Genomic DNA, 21,223 nt, shown 5'->3' with positions numbered 1-21,223 from the left:
ATCAGCACTACCACCTTCAAGTTTCCATCCCTTATAGGAAGTATCGAAATCTGGTTTCTACGGTGCCGGGATTTGTTCTCGGTTGAAGTTTCCATCCCTTATAGGAAGTATCGAAATTTGTCTGTGGTGATGTGGAACGAATAGACGGGGAAATGTTTCCATCCCTTATAGGAAGTATCGAAATGCGTCGCCTCGTAAGAGCTAGAGGCGTAATACGCCCGTTTCCATCCCTTATAGGAAGTATCGAAATTACCACCACCTTTACGGGCGAATGTTATAAAAAAGCAGTTTCCATCCCTTATAGGAAGTATCGAAATACCATAGCCCTGAGAAAAGAATGCGAGCGAGAGGGTGTTTCCATCCCTTATAGGAAGTATCGAAATGATATCGGAACGGGTGGGATTGCCCCGCCTGTGGATGGTTTCCATCCCTTATAGGAAGTATCGAAATATGAAAGGGGGAGTAGAAATGAAGCTCTTAGTGAGCGTTTCCATCCCTTATAGGAAGTATCGAAATCTCTCTTCCTTGTTGAATTTTGCCCCACAATAACGGGTTTCCATCCCTTATAGGAAGTATCGAAATGCCTTCGGAGCGGATATTTTCCTCTCAATCCATTGGTTTCCATCCCTTATAGGAAGTATCGAAATTGCTTGTCACAGATTCAACCTCGCCGCCTATGTCACGTTTCCATCCCTTATAGGAAGTATCGAAATTGCTGTTCCATCCTCAAAGCCCGAACGGATTTCATGTTTCCATCCCTTATAGGAAGTATCGAAATGCTTAAGGGCGAAATTTGCAGCTATAACAGATTTTGGTTTCCATCCCTTATAGGAAGTATCGAAATTAGCTCCGAACGTGTAATCAGTCCCAGAAAAACCAGGTTTCCATCCCTTATAGGAAGTATCGAAATCAAATGATACAGGCGTTATCGCAGATGCTGTACAGTGTTTCCATCCCTTATAGGAAGTATCGAAATCTTATTTTGTTGAAGAGGTATCGTATGCACCAACAAGTTTCCATCCCTTATAGGAAGTATCGAAATGATCCACACGTGGACAAAGAGGCAATGTACCTCATGAGTTTCCATCCCTTATAGGAAGTATCGAAATTATGGTATATTCGGTAAAATTCTAAATAGTATACGCGTTTCCATCCCTTATAGGAAGTATCGAAATCCGTTCAACCCCTTCATTCTACTATATTTGCGTATTTTGTCGAAGGAATCAATATTATGTTTTCAAGGTGCATGTATATAGTCTTTATATTGATGAGTACTGGATTTGCTGCTAGAAAAAAGATTGTGTCGATCTCCCGTGATTTTAGCGCTATTGGGGGTCGACACAATCATACAAAGATACTCGCGCCACCTTTTTCTTTGCCCATAATTTCTCTTGAAGTATATCGTTCTGTTCTCCATACATAAAAGATTACGCTATCGTAATCGTCTTTAATGATTTTGTTTACTTCAATTTTAAGAGCAGTAAAAGTTGCCGGAGTAAGCTCTCCCTCTAAGACAGAGTTTTGTACCCAGCTTAAATATTTTCGACCTATTTTTAAAACTTTATTGACTCGTTTTACACCTACATCATAAATCATTAAGACAAAAATGGCTTACCACCTCATGGCAAAAGGTTGATACTCCTCATCGTGGAGTATATGCTTTTCAATTTTGTACGCTTCCATTCTAATAAGGCTTCGATAACTTACATTTCTTTTAAGACGAGGATGTTCAATAGTAGAATTTAAACGTTCTTCCCATGCTTTTAAAACTATAGGCCGCCCTTTTTCTGAGAGGAATATTCCTCCCCCAGACTGAGCTCCGAAGTGCTTCGCTTGAATTTCTTTCTTGTTTAAAAGAGAAAAAATGAGTCTGTCTACAATTATTGGTTTAAATATTTCTGCTATATCTAAGTTTAAGCTGAAACGGCGGAAGTTAGTTTCGTGAAGAAAACCTATGCGGGGGTCAATATGTGTTTTGTAAATTTGTGCTAAAGTTGTGACATAGCACATAGAATTTAAGAAACTTATAAGAGCATTTATACGATTTTGAGGGGGTCTTCTACTTCTTTTTTTCATAGAGAAGGAACCTCCACCCGTTATTAGATCAAACGCTGTGTAATAACAATCTCGTGCATTGCCTTCTATCCCCATAAGTTCTGATATCCCAATTTGTTCTTTTGCATAATTACTAAAAACAGTAAGTTTTTCAATTATGGAGTCGAGCTCAATATTTCCACGTCGAGAATAATATTGTAATGCTTTCTTCATGTTTTCTATAGCACCTGTTACAAACTTTTTAGCTATAAGAAGCCTTCTACAGTCATCAAGACAATGTTTAGCTTGTGCAAGAATTACAGCTCCTGAATTCATGTGTTCACGAGGGTAAAATGTTCCTTGATAATATCCATAGTGATTAAAGAAGTGCAGCATTACTTTATTGGCAGTACAAAATTCTAAAAAACGCTTGTTTAAATCTACTTCTCCGAAAATAAGCATTTCGTCTGTTGTTTCTACAGGAATAAATTTTCTACCCTCTAAACCTTCTATAATAATGGTATTTTCTTTTCGTTTAAGTTCTCCTGACGAAAGTACATAGAGTGTTTTTCCCATTTTTATCAGCTCCAACACAATTCATTGTAAGCGCAGTTTCTACAGTACTTACATTTTTTCGCACAAGGAGGGGATTCAAGAGATGTTATTGCAATAATCTCTTGATAAACTTGGTCAAGATGCGTTTTTAGTTCTTCAGAGAGTAGCACCTCTTCGCGTTTTTTCTCTTTTGGGAATAATAATTCCCCTCTAGCTTCGACTCCATTTTTTTGGAGTTCATAAAGGTAGTGTGCTAGTTGTAATCGTGCGGCATCAATGGAACGACTACTTTTTTTAATTTCTCCTACTACTAATGTTCCTTTTTCTTCGCGCATGATGTCGAATTTGCTATTTCCGAAGTCAATGCAATGTCGATCTCGATTATAAGTTGTCTTATCTATAAGTCGCCCCAAAGCGAGAAATTCGTCATCTCTGTCTGGTTCTACTCCTCGAGCCATGAGCCACACCTCTCGTTTGCATATAGTAAAGTACCAGACAAGGGTTCCTCCTAAACGAGGGGATTCAGAGAATGAAGCCGTCATCATTGGAATCCACTGGGGTTGCTACCCCTGTTGGTTCTCTGATACATTCTGCGGTGCTGTCTGTTACATTAAGCCATATTCTAATTACTCTACCTGATCTTTCTTTGTCTTCGATTACGGGCATGGGGAGTTGTAAATAACTTTCGATATCTATAAATTCAGGGTCGTTTAATTTATTTGAAACTAATTTACCTAATTCATAGGTGGCGTTAATAAATCCCAATTATTTATACCTCCTTTCTCGTTCTACAAGTTCAACACATCCGAATCCAGAGCTATTTTTTGCACCGAGACCAGCGTCTAAAGCTGTTTGTAAGAGTTCTTGAGAACCTGTAAGTCGAAAGTTGCCGTTCCACCCCTTGATTGGTCTGTTGTCTTCAGGGCTAAAAAATCTTATCGATTCCCATATCCGTCCCAATTTTTCTATTTTTACTGTTTGATTTAGTTCACTTTTTTCTGATGTTATTAGAGTGAATTTTTTTATGAGATTTGCATGTATTTGTTCTCCGAATTCCTGGTCGTAAGGAGAGTGATAGTGAGTAAAATTGCTTCCGTCATATTTTTTAAGGGTAGAGTAGCAGACTATTGGAGAGAGGGTTTGTACTAGTATCTCTTCTGATTTTGCTTGGGGGTTTTCAACAGTTACTTCTCTACATTGAAGGAAATTATTTCCTAGTCTTATTTCTCCCAGGGAAAGAGCGTTATTAGCAAGTTGTTCAAGAATGGCGTTAACAGGAGAGGTTATTGAAAGTTTCACGGGGGAAGGAATATATAAAAAGTCTTTTTCTCGTTTTATAGGGCCGTTCCCAAAAAGTTTTGAGAAACAAAATAATTTAAAATGACGTTTCCCTTCATAAATAAACCCTTCATTGTGTAAAAAACGAGCATACTCTTTGTCGAGAAGGTTGTATACCATAGCTTGAATTTGATACTGATGTTTGCGTTTAAGCTGTAAAATTTTATCTCCAATAACACCAAAAATAAGATTAATTTTCATTAAAGCATTCACTCCTGATTTTTTGTTGTAGTTCAATAATTAATATCGGAATTCTCTGTTTGTTATAACGTGAATAGACTAAAAAGTCCAATCTATAAATCATAGAACAGCTTTACAAAAATATCTCCGTTATACAGAAAGACATCCCTTATAGGAAGTATCGAAATGAGACTATCAGAAATCGTTCGCGAGATCTGGCACGGAAGTTTCCATCCCTTATAGGAAGTATCGAAATGAAGTTCGTTTATGGTTTCAAGCCCCATCTCTTTTCGTTTCCATCCCTTATAGGAAGTATCGAAATATGGGACTTTTTTATATCGTCGGGAAAGTGACACTTCGTTTCCATCCCTTATAGGAAGTATCGAAATCATCTACAGAGGTCTGAAGTGCTCTTTCAATAGTAGCGTTTCCATCCCTTATAGGAAGTATCGAAATAAGTAATATTTTGAATCGCTGTTTCATCCTCACTTGGTTTCCATCCCTTATAGGAAGTATCGAAATGCTTTGGAGACTCTTACTAAAGTGATGAGAGACAATAGTTTCCATCCCTTATAGGAAGTATCGAAATGACACTGCGTCACACGAGTAATATCAGTTAGTTTCCGTTTCCATCCCTTATAGGAAGTATCGAAATGATGATTCAATTAGCCTTATCGCTGCGACAAGACGAAGTTTCCATCCCTTATAGGAAGTATCGAAATAACTTACGAGGAGCGGATGTAATCCGCTCCTTTTCTGTTTCCATCCCTTATAGGAAGTATCGAAATTTCCATAATTTCAGAGGCTTCTATCATGAGCTTCGGTTTCCATCCCTTATAGGAAGTATCGAAATTACCTCTAGAAAAGGAGATCCCCAAGTTTGATATTGAGTTTCCATCCCTTATAGGAAGTATCGAAATTTGCTACAAAAGAAGCACTTTTCCCTGGATTTATGTGTTTCCATCCCTTATAGGAAGTATCGAAATGTCAAAGAGTGCTACTGACCTCTATTTTGCGATACTGTTTCCATCCCTTATAGGAAGTATCGAAATTAGATACCCCCTACGTAGAAAGCGATCTTAACGATTGTTTCCATCCCTTATAGGAAGTATCGAAATGTCAAAGAGTGCTACTGACCTCTATTTTGCGATACTGTTTCCATCCCTTATAGGAAGTATCGAAATTAGATACCCCCTACGTAGAAAGCGATCTTAACGATTGTTTCCATCCCTTATAGGAAGTATCGAAATTAGCTACAGCATCTCCTACATCTGCTGCTTTTTTTAGTTTCCATCCCTTATAGGAAGTATCGAAATGTACACTTTTTTCGAGGATATTATGTTGGTCTGGGGAGTTTCCATCCCTTATAGGAAGTATCGAAATGCTATTAGCAAATATGAATTACCAGCTTTAAGATTGTTTCCATCCCTTATAGGAAGTATCGAAATAGTTGATGCAATGGATAGAAGATATAGCTGATGTAAGTTTCCATCCCTTATAGGAAGTATCGAAATCAATGTTGAACAAGTACCAGGTGAATCTTCATGTGGTTTCCATCCCTTATAGGAAGTATCGAAATAAGATAGCATTTATGAAGTCTATACAAGGAGAAACAGTTTCCATCCCTTATAGGAAGTATCGAAATTAGCTAAAGCACCAAATAATCAGCCTATATTTCCTAGTTTCCATCCCTTATAGGAAGTATCGAAATCGATTTTTTGAATGTTACAAACGAGCATAAACTCCCGTTTCCATCCCTTATAGGAAGTATCGAAATGTCATCGCTTCCTCTCAATTCATCCCGCCTCGAGAAGTTTCCATCCCTTATAGGAAGTATCGAAATGGGCTAGACACCGTCTCTTCCGGGAACGTTATTTTATGTTTCCATCCCTTATAGGAAGTATCGAAATCTGTTATTTCTATGTATAGATCTTCGCCTTGAGCGAAGTTTCCATCCCTTATAGGAAGTATCGAAATTTTATGCCCATTGCATTATTACACGTGTGATGTATAAGTTTCCATCCCTTATAGGAAGTATCGAAATTTCAGCTTTGCTACCAGGAATCCCTCCCATTTGGTTGTTTCCATCCCTTATAGGAAGTATCGAAATGGCAGATTCAGAGGGCTGTGCCATTCGATTACCCCCCGTTTCCATCCCTTATAGGAAGTATCGAAATGATTCGTTGTCATCCAGATTGACCGCGAAAAAGTATGTTTCCATCCCTTATAGGAAGTATCGAAATCCCTCCTTGGGATATCTCCGCTTACCGTGTTTTTTAGTTTCCATCCCTTATAGGAAGTATCGAAATTCATCTTGTCTCATGTTTGCACCCCCTAGAATCCTGGTTTCCATCCCTTATAGGAAGTATCGAAATGTGGAGCAGCAAGTAGGGGAAATCAACGGGATTCCCCGTTTCCATCCCTTATAGGAAGTATCGAAATATGAGACCAAATTAAGGAGGAATAAAAATGAGTAACAGTTTCCATCCCTTATAGGAAGTATCGAAATTCTCTATGTCTTCTTCGCCCCTCGCCCATTTGTAATGTTTCCATCCCTTATAGGAAGTATCGAAATTAAGCGATATGGCCATTCAAGCTCTGTTAGATTTCCGTTTCCATCCCTTATAGGAAGTATCGAAATTTTCTGGTCATTTCCCGCCCTACCTCCTACTTTCAAGTTTCCATCCCTTATAGGAAGTATCGAAATAGATCGGAACGGGTGGGATTGCCCAGCCTGTGGGTGGTTTCCATCCCTTATAGGAAGTATCGAAATTCTCTTATGCCCTTCTCCCCCTTTCAATTTTGTATAGTTTCCATCCCTTATAGGAAGTATCGAAATTTGTGCCACGCCTGCCACATGGCGTTGCACGGTGTGGGGTTTCCATCCCTTATAGGAAGTATCGAAATCCATCTCGTAGCCATAATCGACCTTATTAAAGCCGAGTTTCCATCCCTTATAGGAAGTATCGAAATCGCCCGCCGCCCCATCCGTGAGTAGCGTAAAGGTGGGTTTCCATCCCTTATAGGAAGTATCGAAATCACTTCATTCATTGTCGTTCCTCCTCCGTGTCTTGCGTTTCCATCCCTTATAGGAAGTATCGAAATCTGGGCTCTGGTAAGGCGTGGATACAGAACTTATCGTTTGTTTCCATCCCTTATAGGAAGTATCGAAATCAGCCACCCTTATGGGGGAGGGGGTTCACGAATTTAGTTTCCATCCCTTATAGGAAGTATCGAAATCGGTGCCGATATTTTCTGAAGCATTCGCGGAACCTTCGTTTCCATCCCTTATAGGAAGTATCGAAATGGCTCCAGAAGATGTTACGGCTTCTGTAGCCTGAACTAGTTTCCATCCCTTATAGGAAGTATCGAAATGTGCAATATGCTCAATGATAGTTTGAGTGCCTACATGTTTCCATCCCTTATAGGAAGTATCGAAATCAGACGAAGAAATCGTGTCAGCGGCTATGATTCTTTGTTTCCATCCCTTATAGGAAGTATCGAAATGCATCGTTTGGCGTTAGCCCTGCTTGTTCGATGCAGTGTTTCCATCCCTTATAGGAAGTATCGAAATCTGAAAGCTGTTCGCCTGCTTCATTTAAAATAGGTTGTTTCCATCCCTTATAGGAAGTATCGAAATTATCCTTCCATTTTTTATTCCTCCTCTATCTTTTTAGTTTCCATCCCTTATAGGAAGTATCGAAATGGACTGTCGCACTCGCTGCACGTTGGGCACGCTGTGCGTTTCCATCCCTTATAGGAAGTATCGAAATCGGATACGCGTCGACAATTTCGATTGGCTTCGAATTGTTTCCATCCCTTATAGGAAGTATCGAAATTTAAATCCGGTTGTGTACCGCCAGCATAAATAGATGGTTTCCATCCCTTATAGGAAGTATCGAAATTTTGAGGAATTTGGTCCTCGTGTAGGTGCGCTAGCATGTTTCCATCCCTTATAGGAAGTATCGAAATAACGGATAGTATCGTTATTAAGTTGATCAAAAGTGAGTTTCCATCCCTTATAGGAAGTATCGAAATTCAGTCCACCCTCCAGAATACGGAGCAGACAAAAGAGTTTCCATCCCTTATAGGAAGTATCGAAATCCGTTCAGTCTCTTCATTCTACTATATTTGCGTATTTTGTCGAAGGAACCAATATTATGTTTTCAAGGTACATTAAAATTGCATTTTCCTGATGAATACTTATTTTGTGCCATTTTATAGTGTTGTGTCGATCCCCCGGGATTTTAACGCTATTGGGGGTCGACACAACATTGTTCTTAGAGCGGAGTAACTATAAAACGTATATCGGGAGAAGTTTCTATCTTATCAATTTTTACTTTAATTTTCCCTCTAATAGGAACTGCTGATTCTTTTGGTCCTGTACCTTTTTTAAACAAGCATAAAGTTTTGTTATCTGCTTCAAATTCCATACGCTTCTTCTTTTTGTTGTCTTTAATTCTTGTGATTTCTATTATTGCTCATTTTGCGTAGGGATCACGTTTAGGAGGATTCCACTCATTGACTTTTTTCATTTGTCCATAACCACTTCTGGTTTTTCCACCAACGCCTAATTTAAGAAGAGCTTCCTCGAGTATTTCCAAAGCAAGATTAGTCCATTTTTTACCGTTTTCTGAAGAATCATAGCAGCTTACAATAACAAGAAATTTTGTGTTAGCGCTAACAGATAAAAATGGAACTGGAACTGGAGAGTCAAAGTCTGTTGGAGCAGCATCTTCCTTGCCTTTTTGGGTGTAGTAATCTCTATGATGGGGTGTCATAATATCTTTTTCGAGAAAATCACTGCCTGGTTTTAGCCATGCATCGTGAAAGATAATATGACCGGCACTTTCATTTGATCCAAATAGAATATTGAAATACTCCTTGTTTTCTTTAAAACAAGGATTTTCTTTACTCAAATAGTGATCACAATAATAAGAAGAAGCAATGCCTTTTAAGCTGCTGCCCGGAATAAAGGGGAAACCATACGTGTGATGAAGAGTTATTCCTGTCTCAATAGAGCTAGCTAAGCCAAGTCCGCAAATTAGTTTGCCGAGAGTGGAAAAAATAAGTCCAGATACGTTTATTGTTTCTGTAGCAAAAGATTTTTCCCATCGTTCATAGGCCATCTTATAGACGTCTTGTGCTTTTTTTTGGGCATAGATAATTCTGGTGAATAATTTATCTCTTTCGTTAGTTGACGAATCCGTGTCATCTTTTTGCTCTATAAGGTATCTTTGCAGTATTAGCCCAGGGTGAGCCCATTCTAATTTATCAATTTTATCAATTTTATCAATATTTTTAAAATCGTTATTAATTTCTTCTCTAACTGCAAGAGTCATTATGATCACCATCTTCTTTTAACAGAGCTTCAGCATAACGCTTTATCCATTCAGCGGCAGCAAGAGTATGGCGGCTTAGTTGAAGATATTTCGTAATGGTTGCTTTTCTACTTTCTTCTATAATCAGCTCGTATTTTTTCTCACCATTCATGACAAAACTGAGATCAGCAAGAAAAACAGTTTTGTTTTTTGATTGCGCAAAAGCGAGAGCTTGTATTAACCCACAAGAATGAATAAGGTTAGGAAATGATTTTGCGAAACTTAAATACTCACTCTTTTTGAAATCCCCAGAGTCGCTTTTATGGCTCACTTTATCAACAGCGCAGAAAGCTCTTTGCGCCCATTTTTGTTCTAAGGTTGTGGGAGTTTTATCTTCAACCACGGCTTAATCCTCCTTTTTATTTTTAGCTTCCATGAAGGATAACGTTATTCTTCCTTGTCCCGTTGTGTTTTTTCCGCCAATTTGTATCGTTTTTTTACCTGTGCAATATTTGTCTGTAAGCTCTTTGGCTTGGATGTTTTCCTCATAAACTTTGTCGCACCATACCATCCCAGTTAGAATGGTTTCAGCAGGAAGGGCTTCTTGGTACCATAGTCCACCTTGTTCTTTATCTACAACTTTTGTGTTAGGATCTATTCGAATTTTGGCTTCTACCTGAGTTCCCATTTCGGAAAAATAGTTAAATACATTTTCTGGGAGTATTGTGAATCTCTCTTTAAATTTCTTTCGCCATTCCTCATCATCAGGGAACACGAGATTTGCAATTTTTTCAGCTAATCTTTCAGTTTTTTCGCAAATTTGGGTATCCATATCTAGTTCCTGTAAATATATTTTTTTGTTGCTTTTTTCAATGAGACTTGAGCCTTCAATAACAAGAACTTTATTTTCTGGCGCGACAGGAATTTCTTCTTCTAAACAAAGTTTGCCCCATTCTAGATCTCTTGAAAGAGAGCGTAGAACGAGTTCTGAAGTACACCATGCGAAAGTGCCATAAAGGCTTTGAACGGGAAGACATACGATTCGAGCATCGGTAAATACAAGTGAACCAGCAGAACTATTATTATCTCCAGCGATACCGAATGCTGCTTTTTTCTTTTTATCCTTTTCGCGTCTATCCCCGCTGTCACTTGCATCATAGTAATCGGCAATAACTCCCTTAATTGTACTTCCTGGAATATAAGGCCAATTGGTTACTTTCTCTCGTGATATTGGAAGATCAATATATCCGGCACCTTTTCCCGTGCCTACATGAATTGCCGAGAGTGCATGAATCCAAAAATTAATGGTTTTATCGTTTTTTTCTGACATGAATTTCATCTCCTATTTTTTGTTTTGAGACTACCAAATTCCCCAAAGAGAAAGACCAAATCCGTCTTTTTTTAGTTGCGTATCATCGCATACAGATTGAAGCCACATGTTAGCGATATCTTCATCAGAAACAGAGTTTGTAATTTTAAAGAAATAAACACTTCCAGCGGGAACCATTCGAGATATTGGCTTGGGTTTATTACGTTCGTAAGACCAACCGGAAAGAGGCTGCCATCTTTCATTAACCACAGATACGAGTTGAACTTCTATTTCTGTTCCTGGAATGGTACCTATGCATTTTGTTTCATGTTCTTCTTTGATTGTAAGCCAACCAGGCAACCATCCATTTTCAAAAATAGCAGGTGTTGCCAGAACCATTCGAAGTTTCTTTTCTCTTTTAATGGCTTCTTGTATTTCTTTAGGGCATTCCCATATTTTTTCTAAGTTGTTACATATATTCCATTTGACAAGTCTTCTCTCTCCTCCGCAAGGATGGATATGATTAAGCTTAGAAATGATTTTAAATAATTCATTTTGGGGAATATCTGTATCTAATTTGGCTAACATTTCAAGAGGGAGAATGTCCCCATTATTGTCATGTATGTTCATATCAAGACCAATAGATGAAAAGAGCTTCCCTTCTTCTGCAGATCCAGATTCAGGACATATTTTAAGGTGAATCCGTTCTTCTTTTTTAGGAAAGTTGATAACGTTGTTATTATTAAAAAAAGAACCATCTTTTTTATTATATTGAAGTAATTTATTCAATTCAGATGTTTTGATGTCTTTGGTTAAAAGCCATTGAGTCATTTGATTTTTAGAGCAGAACGCAGGTCTTTTTAATGGCTTGAATTGTTCTTTTGGATAAAGCATTGCTGGTGATAAGTATCGTGGAAGAGTTGAGCCCTCCCCTTCATTATATTTGCCTGGTTTTAGTTGATGGATACTTGTATAAGTAGATTTTTCTCCTTCGGAGTTTTGAGTTCCTTCTTCCTTTAACACCATATCTAAAGGGGTGGGAAAATATAATTTATTATTCACATAAGGAAAAGGCCCAGTTATAGAAATATCTTTGAGTTCCTTTATTGTATTTTTATTAAATCCTTTTTGGTTTAACTTCCCAACAAGAGTACGTAACGAGCCAATTACTACTGATGGCCGAATCCAATCAAGCGATTTCATGCGTTTCCCTTCGGAAAAAGGCCGACCGTCCCTTGCAACTAAAGGGTCTCTGGGAGTTATTTTTATAGTTTTAGGGCTTTTTGTCATTGATCTCCACCATCCCTTGGGGTAGGAAAAGAGAGCGTGCGTTCTATATGCCTCGCAATAAGTATTTCATTCGTTAACTTTTTTAGACAGTCTACAGAATAGGTGTTTTCTAGTATTTTAGTGATTTTTTCCTTATCGTTGTTTGACATGGTATTTTCCCCTTTCTGCGTATTTGATTTAGTAGACCGCTTGAAAAGTCTTAATAGATCTGCAGGTAAGGCTTTATTGACAAGCGTTTCATTGCTCCAATTTAAATAGTATTCCTCTAAAATGTGCAGGCTATAAGGGAAATTGAACGGCAAAGAGTTATTTTTGAAGGCGTTTCTCCAAGACATAATTCTATTATCTAGAGACTCTGCATCTTTTTCATCTTTCCATTGCTCTCTAACTCCGATGGGGGCATTGCCTCGGGTTTGAACTGTTATAGCGAGCCCATTTCGTTCATCTTCTTTTTTTTCGCCCTCTTTGGCCATTTTTTCAGCCTGATTAGCGAAATGGATAAGAGAGTCCATTGGTTCTAAAAAGTGACCAATAGAGATGCCTACCGAGAGAGTTGAATCTTTTTTTATTTTACTCATTTTTTTCTTAAATTCTTCTCTGAGTTTTCGGGCGCAAGATAGGCACGTATCAAGAGGTAAGAAGGCAAAGACGTCGTCGCCTCCCGCATAAATACAAGCTCCTCCTTTTTCTGTAACAATTTGGGGTGCTACTAAAGCAAAGTCAGAGAGGGCAGAAGAGAAGTTTTTGAGTCCTTCTTTAGTTGTAATTTTCGATATAGTATTGCCCATTTTGTCTCCATCTGCTTTTATCATTGCAAAATAAGACGAAGGTCTGTATGTTACTTTATAGAGTTTTTCGAGTATTTTAGCTATCTCTTCTAGCTTTTTTTCTTCAATGGAGTCCTTTTTAAAGCTGAGTTCTTCTTTTATACTCTTATGACGGTTGAGATAGAGAATAGAGCCTTCAAAAGGAAAAGTTTTATAAGCTTGGCTTTTCACTTTAATCACTTGTGGAAGTTTTTCGCAAATTTTTTTGATTTCTTCTAGTTTCTTGGTGCTGTTCGAGTTTTTTGCAATATGGCGAATCCAGGGATCAATTGCGACTCTATCAACAGAAGGAAATTGTTTTATTTCTGACCCCCTTTTTATCATACCTATAGCATCTAGAAATTCATTTTTCTTTAAGCGAAGTTGACGTTGAATTTCTTCTGGGAGTTTTTCGGGGTCAAAAGATTTCCCACTATTTGTATCGAGAATTGTTTCATTTCGTCCGTCTAGTGGGGATTTTTCAAGGTAGCGTTCATTAGCATTTAAAGAAGGTTGATTGAAATCTCTGCTATTTTTGCGAGCGGCAAAAATTTCATTCAGTCTATCCCTTGCCGCTTTATAGTCGTTGTTATAAATGGGAACCCATGCTGCAAAAAATTCCAAAGCGTCGTTGATTTGGGAATCCCATATTTCCTGGTCAATTATTTCTTGATACTTTTCGAAGACTTTCTTTGCACATTCTTTCCACTTCTCTTTAACTGCATTTTCAGTTTTTTCTACCATTTGCTGTGGTGTTTTGCCTTCTTTTGGAATTTCAGCCAAAATGATATTTGCTACGTTGATCTCTGATTTATCCGCAAATTCAAGAACATTAGGGTGGGGGAAGATGAGTTCTCCTCCAGTTTCGCTAATAGTTTTAGCAGCAATAAAACTGAGTTCCGAAAGAAGTTGAGAACCAAACCATAGATCTCTCGTTCTTCTCGCAGCGGCAATAAATGGTTGGACGGGGCCTATTGAAAAGTTAAATAAATATTTGTCGAAGTTCATGCTTCCACCTCCGCAAACTCGTTTTCTTTCATATAAGATATAAAAGCCTCCAGAGCCTTTCCGCTATTGAAGCAGTCTGCCCCCATAGGAGAGTTATGATATTTGGTCGCCTGATGAGGAACGTTAGCGTCTGGGATTGGTACAGAATAGCTAATTTCTTTTTCTCCCTCTATCTTTAAAGTTTCTGGTAAGGGGGCACGAAGTTGAACTACAATAGGGATACCTTTATGATAAGAAATAGCAAGGGGCTTTAGAATAAGAGAGCTTGCCATGCGTTCTTTTTGCTCTTTTTTGTATATAGGGTATAGAGTTGTTTCTTCAGGATCTCCTTTGTCTTTAAACTTGGTTACGATAGGCAGGCCGAAAGCGGCGGAAACAACCAGTTTATCGATGTCAGTTGGGTTACTTTTGAGGGCCGTTGCTATCTTTCGAATTGAGTCAGGTTCTGGCCAGCGTGAGTGCTCTGGATTGTTTCTTTCTTGACCTTCATTACGTCTAAAGTGCTTTCCTTGGCGAAAACTCTTATATAAAGAAATAACATTTTCCCACGCTTGTATGTTCTCCATGGGATTTGATTTTTTAGCAATTATAGTGTGAGCCATAGTGGGCCAAGGGCGTGTTTTCTTAGAGTTCAAATATTCTCCGAAGTTTGTTTTTAGCCATGCTAAAATGTCTTCGTTTTCTGAGGGTGAAAGCTCGCGACAATAAAGAGCCCCGCATCCCCTTCGAGTTCTGGCGCCTATTCCCCCAAAATTTACCCAGGCTTTTAGTGCTTTTAAAATATCTTCTGAATTTTTTTTGTGTTGATCGGGGGCATCTTGGGGAGAGTCGATATTAATCCTTTTTTCCAAAGCGATTTCCAAATTAAAAGTAAAACCCTCTTTGGCAATATTGTTCTTATTTTGTTTTGCAGAAAAAAGAGCATATAATTTAGGGGAATTCTGATCGAAATTATAATTTTTATCATGATTTCTATAAGACAATTTATCCGTTTTTGTTACTTTTACCCTTACTTTGCTTGCTTTTTCCGTTGATCCCCATAGCTCACTCTCTGCTTCTGCTAGCTTTTCAGGTGTTTCATATCTTTGCCCTACGGTGGCTCTCCACCAGAAACGCAGTTGCCCTCGAATAGAGGTTTCACGAATAGGATGCTTCGTATCAACTTTACCAGCTTCAACTCCACCACCAAAGAGGGGGGTTACGACGGTAATGTCGTAGCTTTTTTTAATGTAATTATCGTTATTAGGGGCTAATTTAGGCAATTGAGGAGCTAAGGTTTTTATTGTTCGTGGCAATTTATTTCACGCCTCCTTTATGGCACTGTGTTTTTACAGTAAAAGAGAGTTCTTCTAATACGTCTTTTACTGCAGCGTACTCTTTATCAATCTCTTTTTTGGCTTTTTTTAAGAGTTCGTTATTGTTCCCCAAAATTTGGATATCTATTCCATTGTTTGTATCGTTAGATACAGGTAAAACAAAATCAATAGCGCGGTGTTTATAGAAATGGATAAATTGTTCCCATTTAAAAGCTATTCGATTTATAAGAGACAATATAAATACTATTTGTGACGTTTTAGGGTTTTCAAATAACTGGTTGAGAGATTGATTTTCTCTAGTATCTTTTAACACTTGAAAAATTAATGGATATAGCTCTTTAGTTGTCTCATCAATGTCTTTTTGTGTTTTGGGGTTTAATGTGCCGTTAATAGCATCTTGAGGAGAGAAACTTTCTCCAGCTTTTCTTATTGTTTTTATGTAGTTAATAAGCTTTTCTAAGTCCGTTCTTTCTTTGTCGTTTTCAGAGAGAATTTCGAGTAGATGTTCTAGTTGAGTCCATAGCGCTTTAGCCTCAGTTTGTGTACGCTTAAGTCGAGCATTAAGAAATGTTTTGCTCCCCGTTCTGTCTGATTGCATATCACAAGCATCAACTAGTCGAAGCAATGCTGTCACTTTAATGATTTGTTTTTTTTGTTTTTCTGAAAAATCTTTGTTCTCAATTTGTTCTGCTAGAGATTTTAAACTCATTTCAAATTTTTCTTCGTTTAAAAAACTTGCAATTTCGTAAATGGTTTTTTTCCCGCTTTTTTTAAATTCCTCTAAATTTAGATTTTTTCTTAGTGGAGTGTAACCTCTGTGGTATGCGCATACAAAGGGAACTGCTCTCTTTATGTCTTCTAGAATTGTGTTTGATTTATTATCAAAACTATCATGAGGCGGAAATAAGTCATTGCTTTTAAACTTTATTAATTCATATGAAAGAAGATGATGTATTTCTCTTACTGCTGAAGGAAACATTCCCAATGGAAAATGTCCTTGGACTTTTTCTTGAGGATCTACAGGAAATATGGCAGCTGTGTGTCCAATATCATGAAGATAGATAGCTGCTGTTAAAAGTGCTAGGGGAAAGTCTTCATCAAGTTGCATTGTATGGAAAAATGTTTCGGCACTACGGAAAAAATTTTCCGCTATTTCCATAAGCCGTTTAGAATGGCGACGAGAATGTTCTACTGTTTCTGGTATCTGATCTCCTATCCAGAGTTCACTCCATATGCCTGTTACGAGTTCTTTAAAATAAAAGCCAAGAGGAGCGTTCTTTTCGCTTAATCGGTTGATAAGTCCCGTTCCTACTCCTGTTAATTTATAATGCCCACTGTCGTATTGATTTATGAGTATGTCAATGAGGTTAGAGTTTGATTCTCCAAGAAAAAGACTTTCTATCCAGCGTGGAAGATTTCCCTTTTTCTTTAACTCACTTCGATAAGTTGGGTCTATTTTGTTTAATCCTCGTAGCATAGATATCTCTTCATCCATAGCACCTATAGCATATGAAATAGGAAGAGATGTGAGTTCTATGCTTCGTGTTTCCTTTTCAAATGTATAAATCAATGGGATGTTGTTAATTTGACCGTACAGCGAAGCATAAGCAGAGATGGATTTATATCCCCCGGTGCTATTAATAATTATTTCGATATTTTCATTTTTCCCTTCATATTCCTTTTTTATGTTTTCATATTCTTTATATAGCAAATCAACGCTTTTAAAAAAATTTTCAGTTGTTCTAACTTGTATGTCTAGTGGATGTATTTTACAATTCACATTTAAATTTGGAAAAACCAGTGACATTCCTTTACTTTCTAGGAATAAATGATTAAATCCTGCCGTAAATTTAGATTCAACCGATTCTTTTGAAGGAAAGAAATAAATGGTAAGATCCATCCTTTGATCGTTTTTATTTGCATTATCTAAGAGCCATCCCACAATACTTTGGCATTCAGCAGATGGATAATGCTCTTTACGTAGGTCTTTTTCTTTGAGATTGTCATTGCCGCATAAAAAATCTTCCGTTAGTGTAGATTGTTTTTCAGGATGAAGCTGCTTAATTACGTCATTGGCGAAATCTTGAAAGGGGAAAGATGTTTTATCTTGCATTTCCTTTTTGCGACATTCATAACAATTTGTTATTTTATCAACTATTTTTTTTTCCTTTTGAGGATCATCATTACGGGAGAAAAAATTATACATTGCAGAAATTCCCACATTACAAAGCATTAATACTTTTCGAGATTTTGAATGCATTTTTACGCTCCTTATCACGATGTATTTTTATATCATTCTCTATAGAGTGAGTAGAAGAATGCTGGATAGAAGAGAATTGCAGACTAGAATAAGTTGTTGAATTTAATAATTATGAAGGTTAACAGTTTTTAATAACTTTAAATATCGTACGTTTATATTAAATACTATCATAATTAATTAAAAAAGATTCTAGAAAATTACCAAGGCAACAATCTATTGATTGGAAGCTATAGAAAAGCCCTGCTGAAGAGATTTTTTTCTGTAAAAATTTTTTGGGTTTCTTTGTAACCTATTTCAATTAAGGCATCGGTTTGCTCAACGGAGAACGTATTGAAAGGGGAGAGGTCGGGCCTGATAAGAATATTGGCTTCTTCCGTTTGCAATTTTGTAGCTGTTTGCAGAGAGATATGAAAAGATTTCAATAGCACTTCTATAATGTTTTCTGGTCTCTTTTGTTTGAATTTGGCAAAGAGGTCAACACCGATAATGAAATTAGCCCCCATCTCTTTTAAGGGTGTCACCGGAACATTTTCAACAAGTTCGCCATCAACGAGAAGGCGGTTATCTATTTCGACAGGTGCAAAAATACCGGGAATGCACGTGCTTGCCATTACGGCAGTCGCTACATTCCCTTTTTTTAACACTACTTTTTCTCCATTCGTAATATCAGTGGCTATCATTGCTAGGGGGATATGTGCCTCATCAAAGGACACATCTCCAAGATTATCTACTATAAATTTGCCGAGTTTTTTATTAGAAAGCAGGCCTAGGCCAAATTGCGATGGAGAGATAGCAGATATATCGAGCCAATTGAGCCCTTTCGCTATCTTCTCGATCTCTTGCCATCCTTTATCGAAAGCAAAAAAAGCAGAGATAACGGCTCCGATACTTGTTCCTGCAATATAGCTGACCGGTATATTATATTCGTCAAAGACTTTGAGTACCCCTATATGGGCTGCCCCAAGAACTGCGCCACCTCCGAGTGCCAAACCGATTTTTTTCTTTCTTCTAAAAATTTTCATTCTAATCGTCTCTCCGTCTCTCTTTTATACTTACTCTAAGTATATCGTAATGAAAGTTAGTTTGCCTGTTGACACTTTCAGAATATGCTCTATAATTCTTAAGCTGATGTTTCGATACTTTACAAATGTATCTCTTATCCTGAGAGGTGGAGGGACTGGCCCGATGAAGCCCGGCAACCTGCCAGCAACAAGGTATGGTGCCAATACCTGCAGCTGCATAGCTGGATGATAAGAGAGGAAAGTGTTACTTTTTGTATATGAAAAGAGCTCTTCCTCTTGGGGAATGGGCTCTTTTTTTATTATATCTGTAGTATTGGAGGTTGCTAAATGGCAGACAGAAAGTTTCTGATTACGTCTGAATCCGTAACAGAAGGACACCCTGACAAAGTTGCAGATCAGATTTCCGATGGAATTCTTGATGCAATTTTAGCAGACGACCCTATGGGGCGAGTTGCGTGTGAGACTCTTGTAACAACTGGAATGGTTATGGTTGCAGGAGAAATTAGTACATCCACGTATGTGGATATTCCAAAGTTAGCACGGGATATCGTGAAAGAGATAGGATATACCAGAGCCAAATATGGTTTTGATGGTGATACGTGCGCCGTTCTTACCGCTATAGATGAACAGTCTTCTGACATAGCACAGGGAGTAGATTCAGCTCTCGAGGTTCGTGCTCAGGCAGCACTTGGAGAGGCGGAAGTATCAAAGATCGGAGCAGGTGACCAGGGTATGATGATTGGATATGCCTGTAACGAGACAGAAGAATATCTGCCCATGCCCATCGCTTTGGCCCATCGCCTTGCACGTCGTTTATCTCTGGTTCGTAAAAATGGAACAATACCCTATCTTCGCCCCGATGGAAAAACGCAGGTTACCCTTGAATATGTAGACGGTCAGGCTATTATGGCAGAAACTATTGTTGTATCTGCCCAGCATCATCCTGGTGCAACAGAGACTCAGATTCGAAACGATATTATTGAACACGTTATTGCACCTGTTATACCTGAATATTTAATGAAACCTGAAACACGAATTCTTATCAACCCGACGGGGCGCTTTGTTAAAGGTGGCCCTATGGCGGATACTGGTTTGACTGGCCGAAAAATCATTGTAGATACATACGGCGGCTGGGTTTCTCACGGAGGCGGTGCTTTTTCCGGCAAGGACCCCACAAAAGTGGACCGTTCAGGAGCTTATATGACCAGATATGCGGCGAAGAATGTTGTCGCAGCAGGTTTGGCAGAAAAATGCCTTATTCAGATTGCCTATGCTATTGGCGTAGCTGAGCCTGTCTCGGTTATGGTTGATACATTTGGCACAGGTAAGATTTCTGATGACGCTCTTACCGATCTTGTAGAGAAACATTTTGATTTCAGACCGGCAGCTATTATTCGAGATCTTGACTTGAGGAAACCTCAATATCGTCGTCTTGCCGCTTACGGGCATATGGGACGTATTGATCTTGATCCGATTCCTGCTTGGGAAAAGACAGATCGTGCAGAGGCTTTGGCGAGAGACGCAAAAAATCTGTAATAAAAAATTAGTAATATAGTCTGTAATAGAAACGAGAGGCCAAAATGAATAGGCCTCTCGTTTTTTTATCTACTTTCGTTATTTAGCTTTGAAGGCGTATACTTTCCCGTCCATACTTCCTACAAAGACCATGCCGCCACCTATAGCGGGGGAAGCCAGTATTTCACGTTCAGTTTGATACGACCATAGCTCTTCCCCTTCTGTCGCAGAGAGAGCAACCACTTTTCCTGTTGCTGTTCCTATATAGACGGTTTTGTCGAAAATAGTTGGCGTGGCTTGCATTGCCCCTTCACTACCGTATGTCCAGAGTTTTCGACCTGTTATGGCGTCAATGCAGTAAAGCGTTCCTTTTTGCGTTCCAAAGAAAAGGCGTCCATCTTCTGGTATGGCTGATGTAGTAATGGCAGAATCAGCTGTAAATTTCCACTGAGGGATAATGCCTTTTATTTTGACAGACGAGAGCTTGCCATCCCAGCTTCCAAAATAGATAAACCCTTTCCATGTTGTTGAGGCCGTATCAATAGGGCCTCCCGAACCGCCGCCCCACTGCTTTTTTCCTGTCTTAGGATCTAAAGCATGGAAAAGGCCAGAGTGGTCTCCTATAAAGAGAAGACCTTCGTGGTAAAGGGGAGTGGAACGCAGTTCTCGGCCAGTATCAAACGTCCAGAGAACGGCTCCCGTCTCAGGATTGAAAGCATAGACTCGTCCGTCTGCACTAGCGGCAAAAAGAGAGTCTGCTCCGTAGACAGGTGATCCCCATATGGCGCCAGGTGCTAAATCCGTACCCAGAAGGGTCTGCCACAAAAGGGTTCCAGAGCTCATTTCAATAGCAAAAATTCGGCCATCTGTTCCGCCAACGAAGAGGGCTTTTTCATTCATAGCGGGGGCTCCATTAATTGATGTGCCGGCATCATATTGCCATTTTACTTGTCCGTCTTGGGCGTTGAGAGCGTATACTGTGCCTCCCTTATCCCCTATATAGACAACCCCATCTTTGTAGGCGGGGGTGCCAGTGAGGGGCATTCCCGCTTCAAATTGCCATAGAGGTTCTACATACTCGGCAAAACCTGGCTGAATGCTGGCAAACAGAAAAAGTACGGCGAAAAAAAACATGAATATTTTTCTCATTACTCAGCACTCCTTTCAAAAGTATTGGCTATTCTTATTTTAGCGCAGTTCCTCATAAAAGAAGCGAAACCATTTATTTAGGCTTTACTGTATAATATTCGTTTACAGATGTTGAGTAAA

The 21,223-nt window shown here is 38.6% G+C and carries 16 protein-coding genes, 2 CRISPR repeat arrays and 1 riboswitch (1 of these 19 running past the window's edge); of the genes, 1 reads left to right on the top strand and 15 read right to left on the bottom strand.

What is annotated here, in order from left to right:
• A CRISPR array of direct repeats spans window positions 1-1,175; the repeat unit is 30 nt; unit sequence GTTTCCATCCCTTATAGGAAGTATCGAAAT; it reaches 4,606 nt to the left of the window's first position.
• Window positions 1,176-1,344: 169 nt separating this feature from the next.
• The 14 genes from cas2 to RBH88_RS10125 all read right to left on the bottom strand — a co-directional run bounded on the left by cas2 (window position 1,345) and on the right by RBH88_RS10125 (window position 18,439).
• The gene (gene cas2, locus RBH88_RS10190) at window positions 1,345-1,596 is read right to left on the bottom strand and encodes a CRISPR-associated endonuclease Cas2 (protein ID WP_211235539.1); all 252 of its coding nucleotides are present in this window, start codon (window positions 1,594-1,596) and stop codon (window positions 1,345-1,347) included.
• A gap of 15 nt (window positions 1,597-1,611) precedes the next feature.
• Complete coding sequence (gene cas1b, locus RBH88_RS10185) at window positions 1,612-2,610, bottom strand: type I-B CRISPR-associated endonuclease Cas1b (RefSeq protein ID WP_213701879.1); 999 nt, start codon at window positions 2,608-2,610, stop codon at window positions 1,612-1,614.
• Between the two features lie 5 nt (window positions 2,611-2,615).
• Window positions 2,616-3,131, bottom strand: coding sequence for a CRISPR-associated protein Cas4 (cas4, locus tag RBH88_RS10180; protein WP_307880085.1), 516 nt, complete (start codon window positions 3,129-3,131; stop codon window positions 2,616-2,618).
• On the bottom strand, window positions 3,112-3,354 hold the full coding sequence (locus RBH88_RS10175; RefSeq protein ID WP_213701877.1) for a hypothetical protein: 243 nt from the start codon (window positions 3,352-3,354) through the stop codon (window positions 3,112-3,114). Before RBH88_RS10175 ends, cas4 begins: the two co-directional genes overlap by 20 nt.
• Window positions 3,355-4,128 (bottom strand): CRISPR-associated endoribonuclease Cas6, encoded by a 774-nt coding sequence (gene cas6, locus RBH88_RS10170; RefSeq protein ID WP_213701876.1) that lies wholly within the window; start codon window positions 4,126-4,128, stop codon window positions 3,355-3,357.
• Window positions 4,129-4,265: 137 nt separating this feature from the next.
• Window positions 4,266-8,211: direct repeats of the CRISPR family, unit length 30 nt; unit sequence GTTTCCATCCCTTATAGGAAGTATCGAAAT.
• A gap of 176 nt (window positions 8,212-8,387) precedes the next feature.
• A complete protein-coding gene (locus RBH88_RS10165; protein WP_213701875.1) occupies window positions 8,388-8,540 on the bottom strand; it encodes a hypothetical protein in 153 nt (50 codons plus the stop codon).
• 48 nt (window positions 8,541-8,588) lie between these two features.
• A complete protein-coding gene (gene cmr6 / locus RBH88_RS10160) occupies window positions 8,589-9,449 on the bottom strand; it encodes a type III-B CRISPR module RAMP protein Cmr6 (protein ID WP_307879610.1) in 861 nt (286 codons plus the stop codon).
• Entirely contained in the window at window positions 9,433-9,831 is a 399-nt protein-coding gene (cmr5, locus tag RBH88_RS10155) for a type III-B CRISPR module-associated protein Cmr5 (protein ID WP_213701873.1), read from the bottom strand. The genes cmr6 and cmr5 overlap by 17 nt, the downstream gene beginning before the upstream one ends.
• 3 nt (window positions 9,832-9,834) lie before the next feature.
• A complete protein-coding gene (cmr4, locus tag RBH88_RS10150) occupies window positions 9,835-10,758 on the bottom strand; it encodes a type III-B CRISPR module RAMP protein Cmr4 (protein WP_307879609.1) in 924 nt (307 codons plus the stop codon).
• Between the two features lie 30 nt (window positions 10,759-10,788).
• Window positions 10,789-12,027 carry a type III-B CRISPR module-associated protein Cmr3 gene (cmr3, locus tag RBH88_RS10145; protein WP_213701871.1) on the bottom strand — a complete coding sequence of 413 codons (1,239 nt, stop codon included), beginning with the start codon at window positions 12,025-12,027 and terminating at the stop codon, window positions 10,789-10,791.
• On the bottom strand, window positions 12,024-13,841 hold the full coding sequence (gene cas10, locus RBH88_RS10140; protein WP_307879608.1) for a type III-B CRISPR-associated protein Cas10/Cmr2: 1,818 nt from the start codon (window positions 13,839-13,841) through the stop codon (window positions 12,024-12,026). Before cas10 ends, cmr3 begins: the two co-directional genes overlap by 4 nt.
• Window positions 13,838-15,136: a type III-B CRISPR module RAMP protein Cmr1 gene (gene cmr1, locus RBH88_RS10135; RefSeq protein ID WP_307879607.1), complete on the bottom strand. Its 1,299-nt coding sequence runs from the start codon at window positions 15,134-15,136 to the stop codon at window positions 13,838-13,840. The genes cas10 and cmr1 overlap by 4 nt, the downstream gene beginning before the upstream one ends.
• A gap of 1 nt (window position 15,137) precedes the next feature.
• On the bottom strand, window positions 15,138-17,417 hold the full coding sequence (locus tag RBH88_RS10130; protein ID WP_307879606.1) for a hypothetical protein: 2,280 nt from the start codon (window positions 17,415-17,417) through the stop codon (window positions 15,138-15,140).
• Window positions 17,418-17,644: 227 nt separating this feature from the next.
• Window positions 17,645-18,439: a patatin-like phospholipase family protein gene (locus RBH88_RS10125; RefSeq protein WP_213695237.1), complete on the bottom strand. Its 795-nt coding sequence runs from the start codon at window positions 18,437-18,439 to the stop codon at window positions 17,645-17,647.
• Window positions 18,440-18,570: 131 nt separating this feature from the next.
• Window positions 18,571-18,674, top strand: a riboswitch (SAM riboswitch).
• Between the two features lie 92 nt (window positions 18,675-18,766).
• Here RBH88_RS10125 and metK point away from each other — a divergent pair.
• The gene (gene metK, locus RBH88_RS10120) at window positions 18,767-19,975 is read left to right on the top strand and encodes a methionine adenosyltransferase (RefSeq protein WP_213690562.1); all 1,209 of its coding nucleotides are present in this window, start codon (window positions 18,767-18,769) and stop codon (window positions 19,973-19,975) included.
• Between the two features lie 78 nt (window positions 19,976-20,053).
• On the opposite strand, the gene RBH88_RS10115 is transcribed toward metK, so the two are convergent.
• Window positions 20,054-21,103, bottom strand: coding sequence for a PQQ-binding-like beta-propeller repeat protein (locus RBH88_RS10115; RefSeq protein ID WP_213695238.1), 1,050 nt, complete (start codon window positions 21,101-21,103; stop codon window positions 20,054-20,056).
• Window positions 21,104-21,223 lie beyond the last annotated feature (120 nt).

This window comes from Aminobacterium sp. MB27-C1 (genome assembly GCF_030908405.1).
Classification (GTDB): Bacteria; Synergistota; Synergistia; order Synergistales; family Aminobacteriaceae; genus Aminobacterium.
Note: the sequence above shows the minus strand (reverse complement) of the source record. Positions and strands in the feature narration are given on the sequence as shown.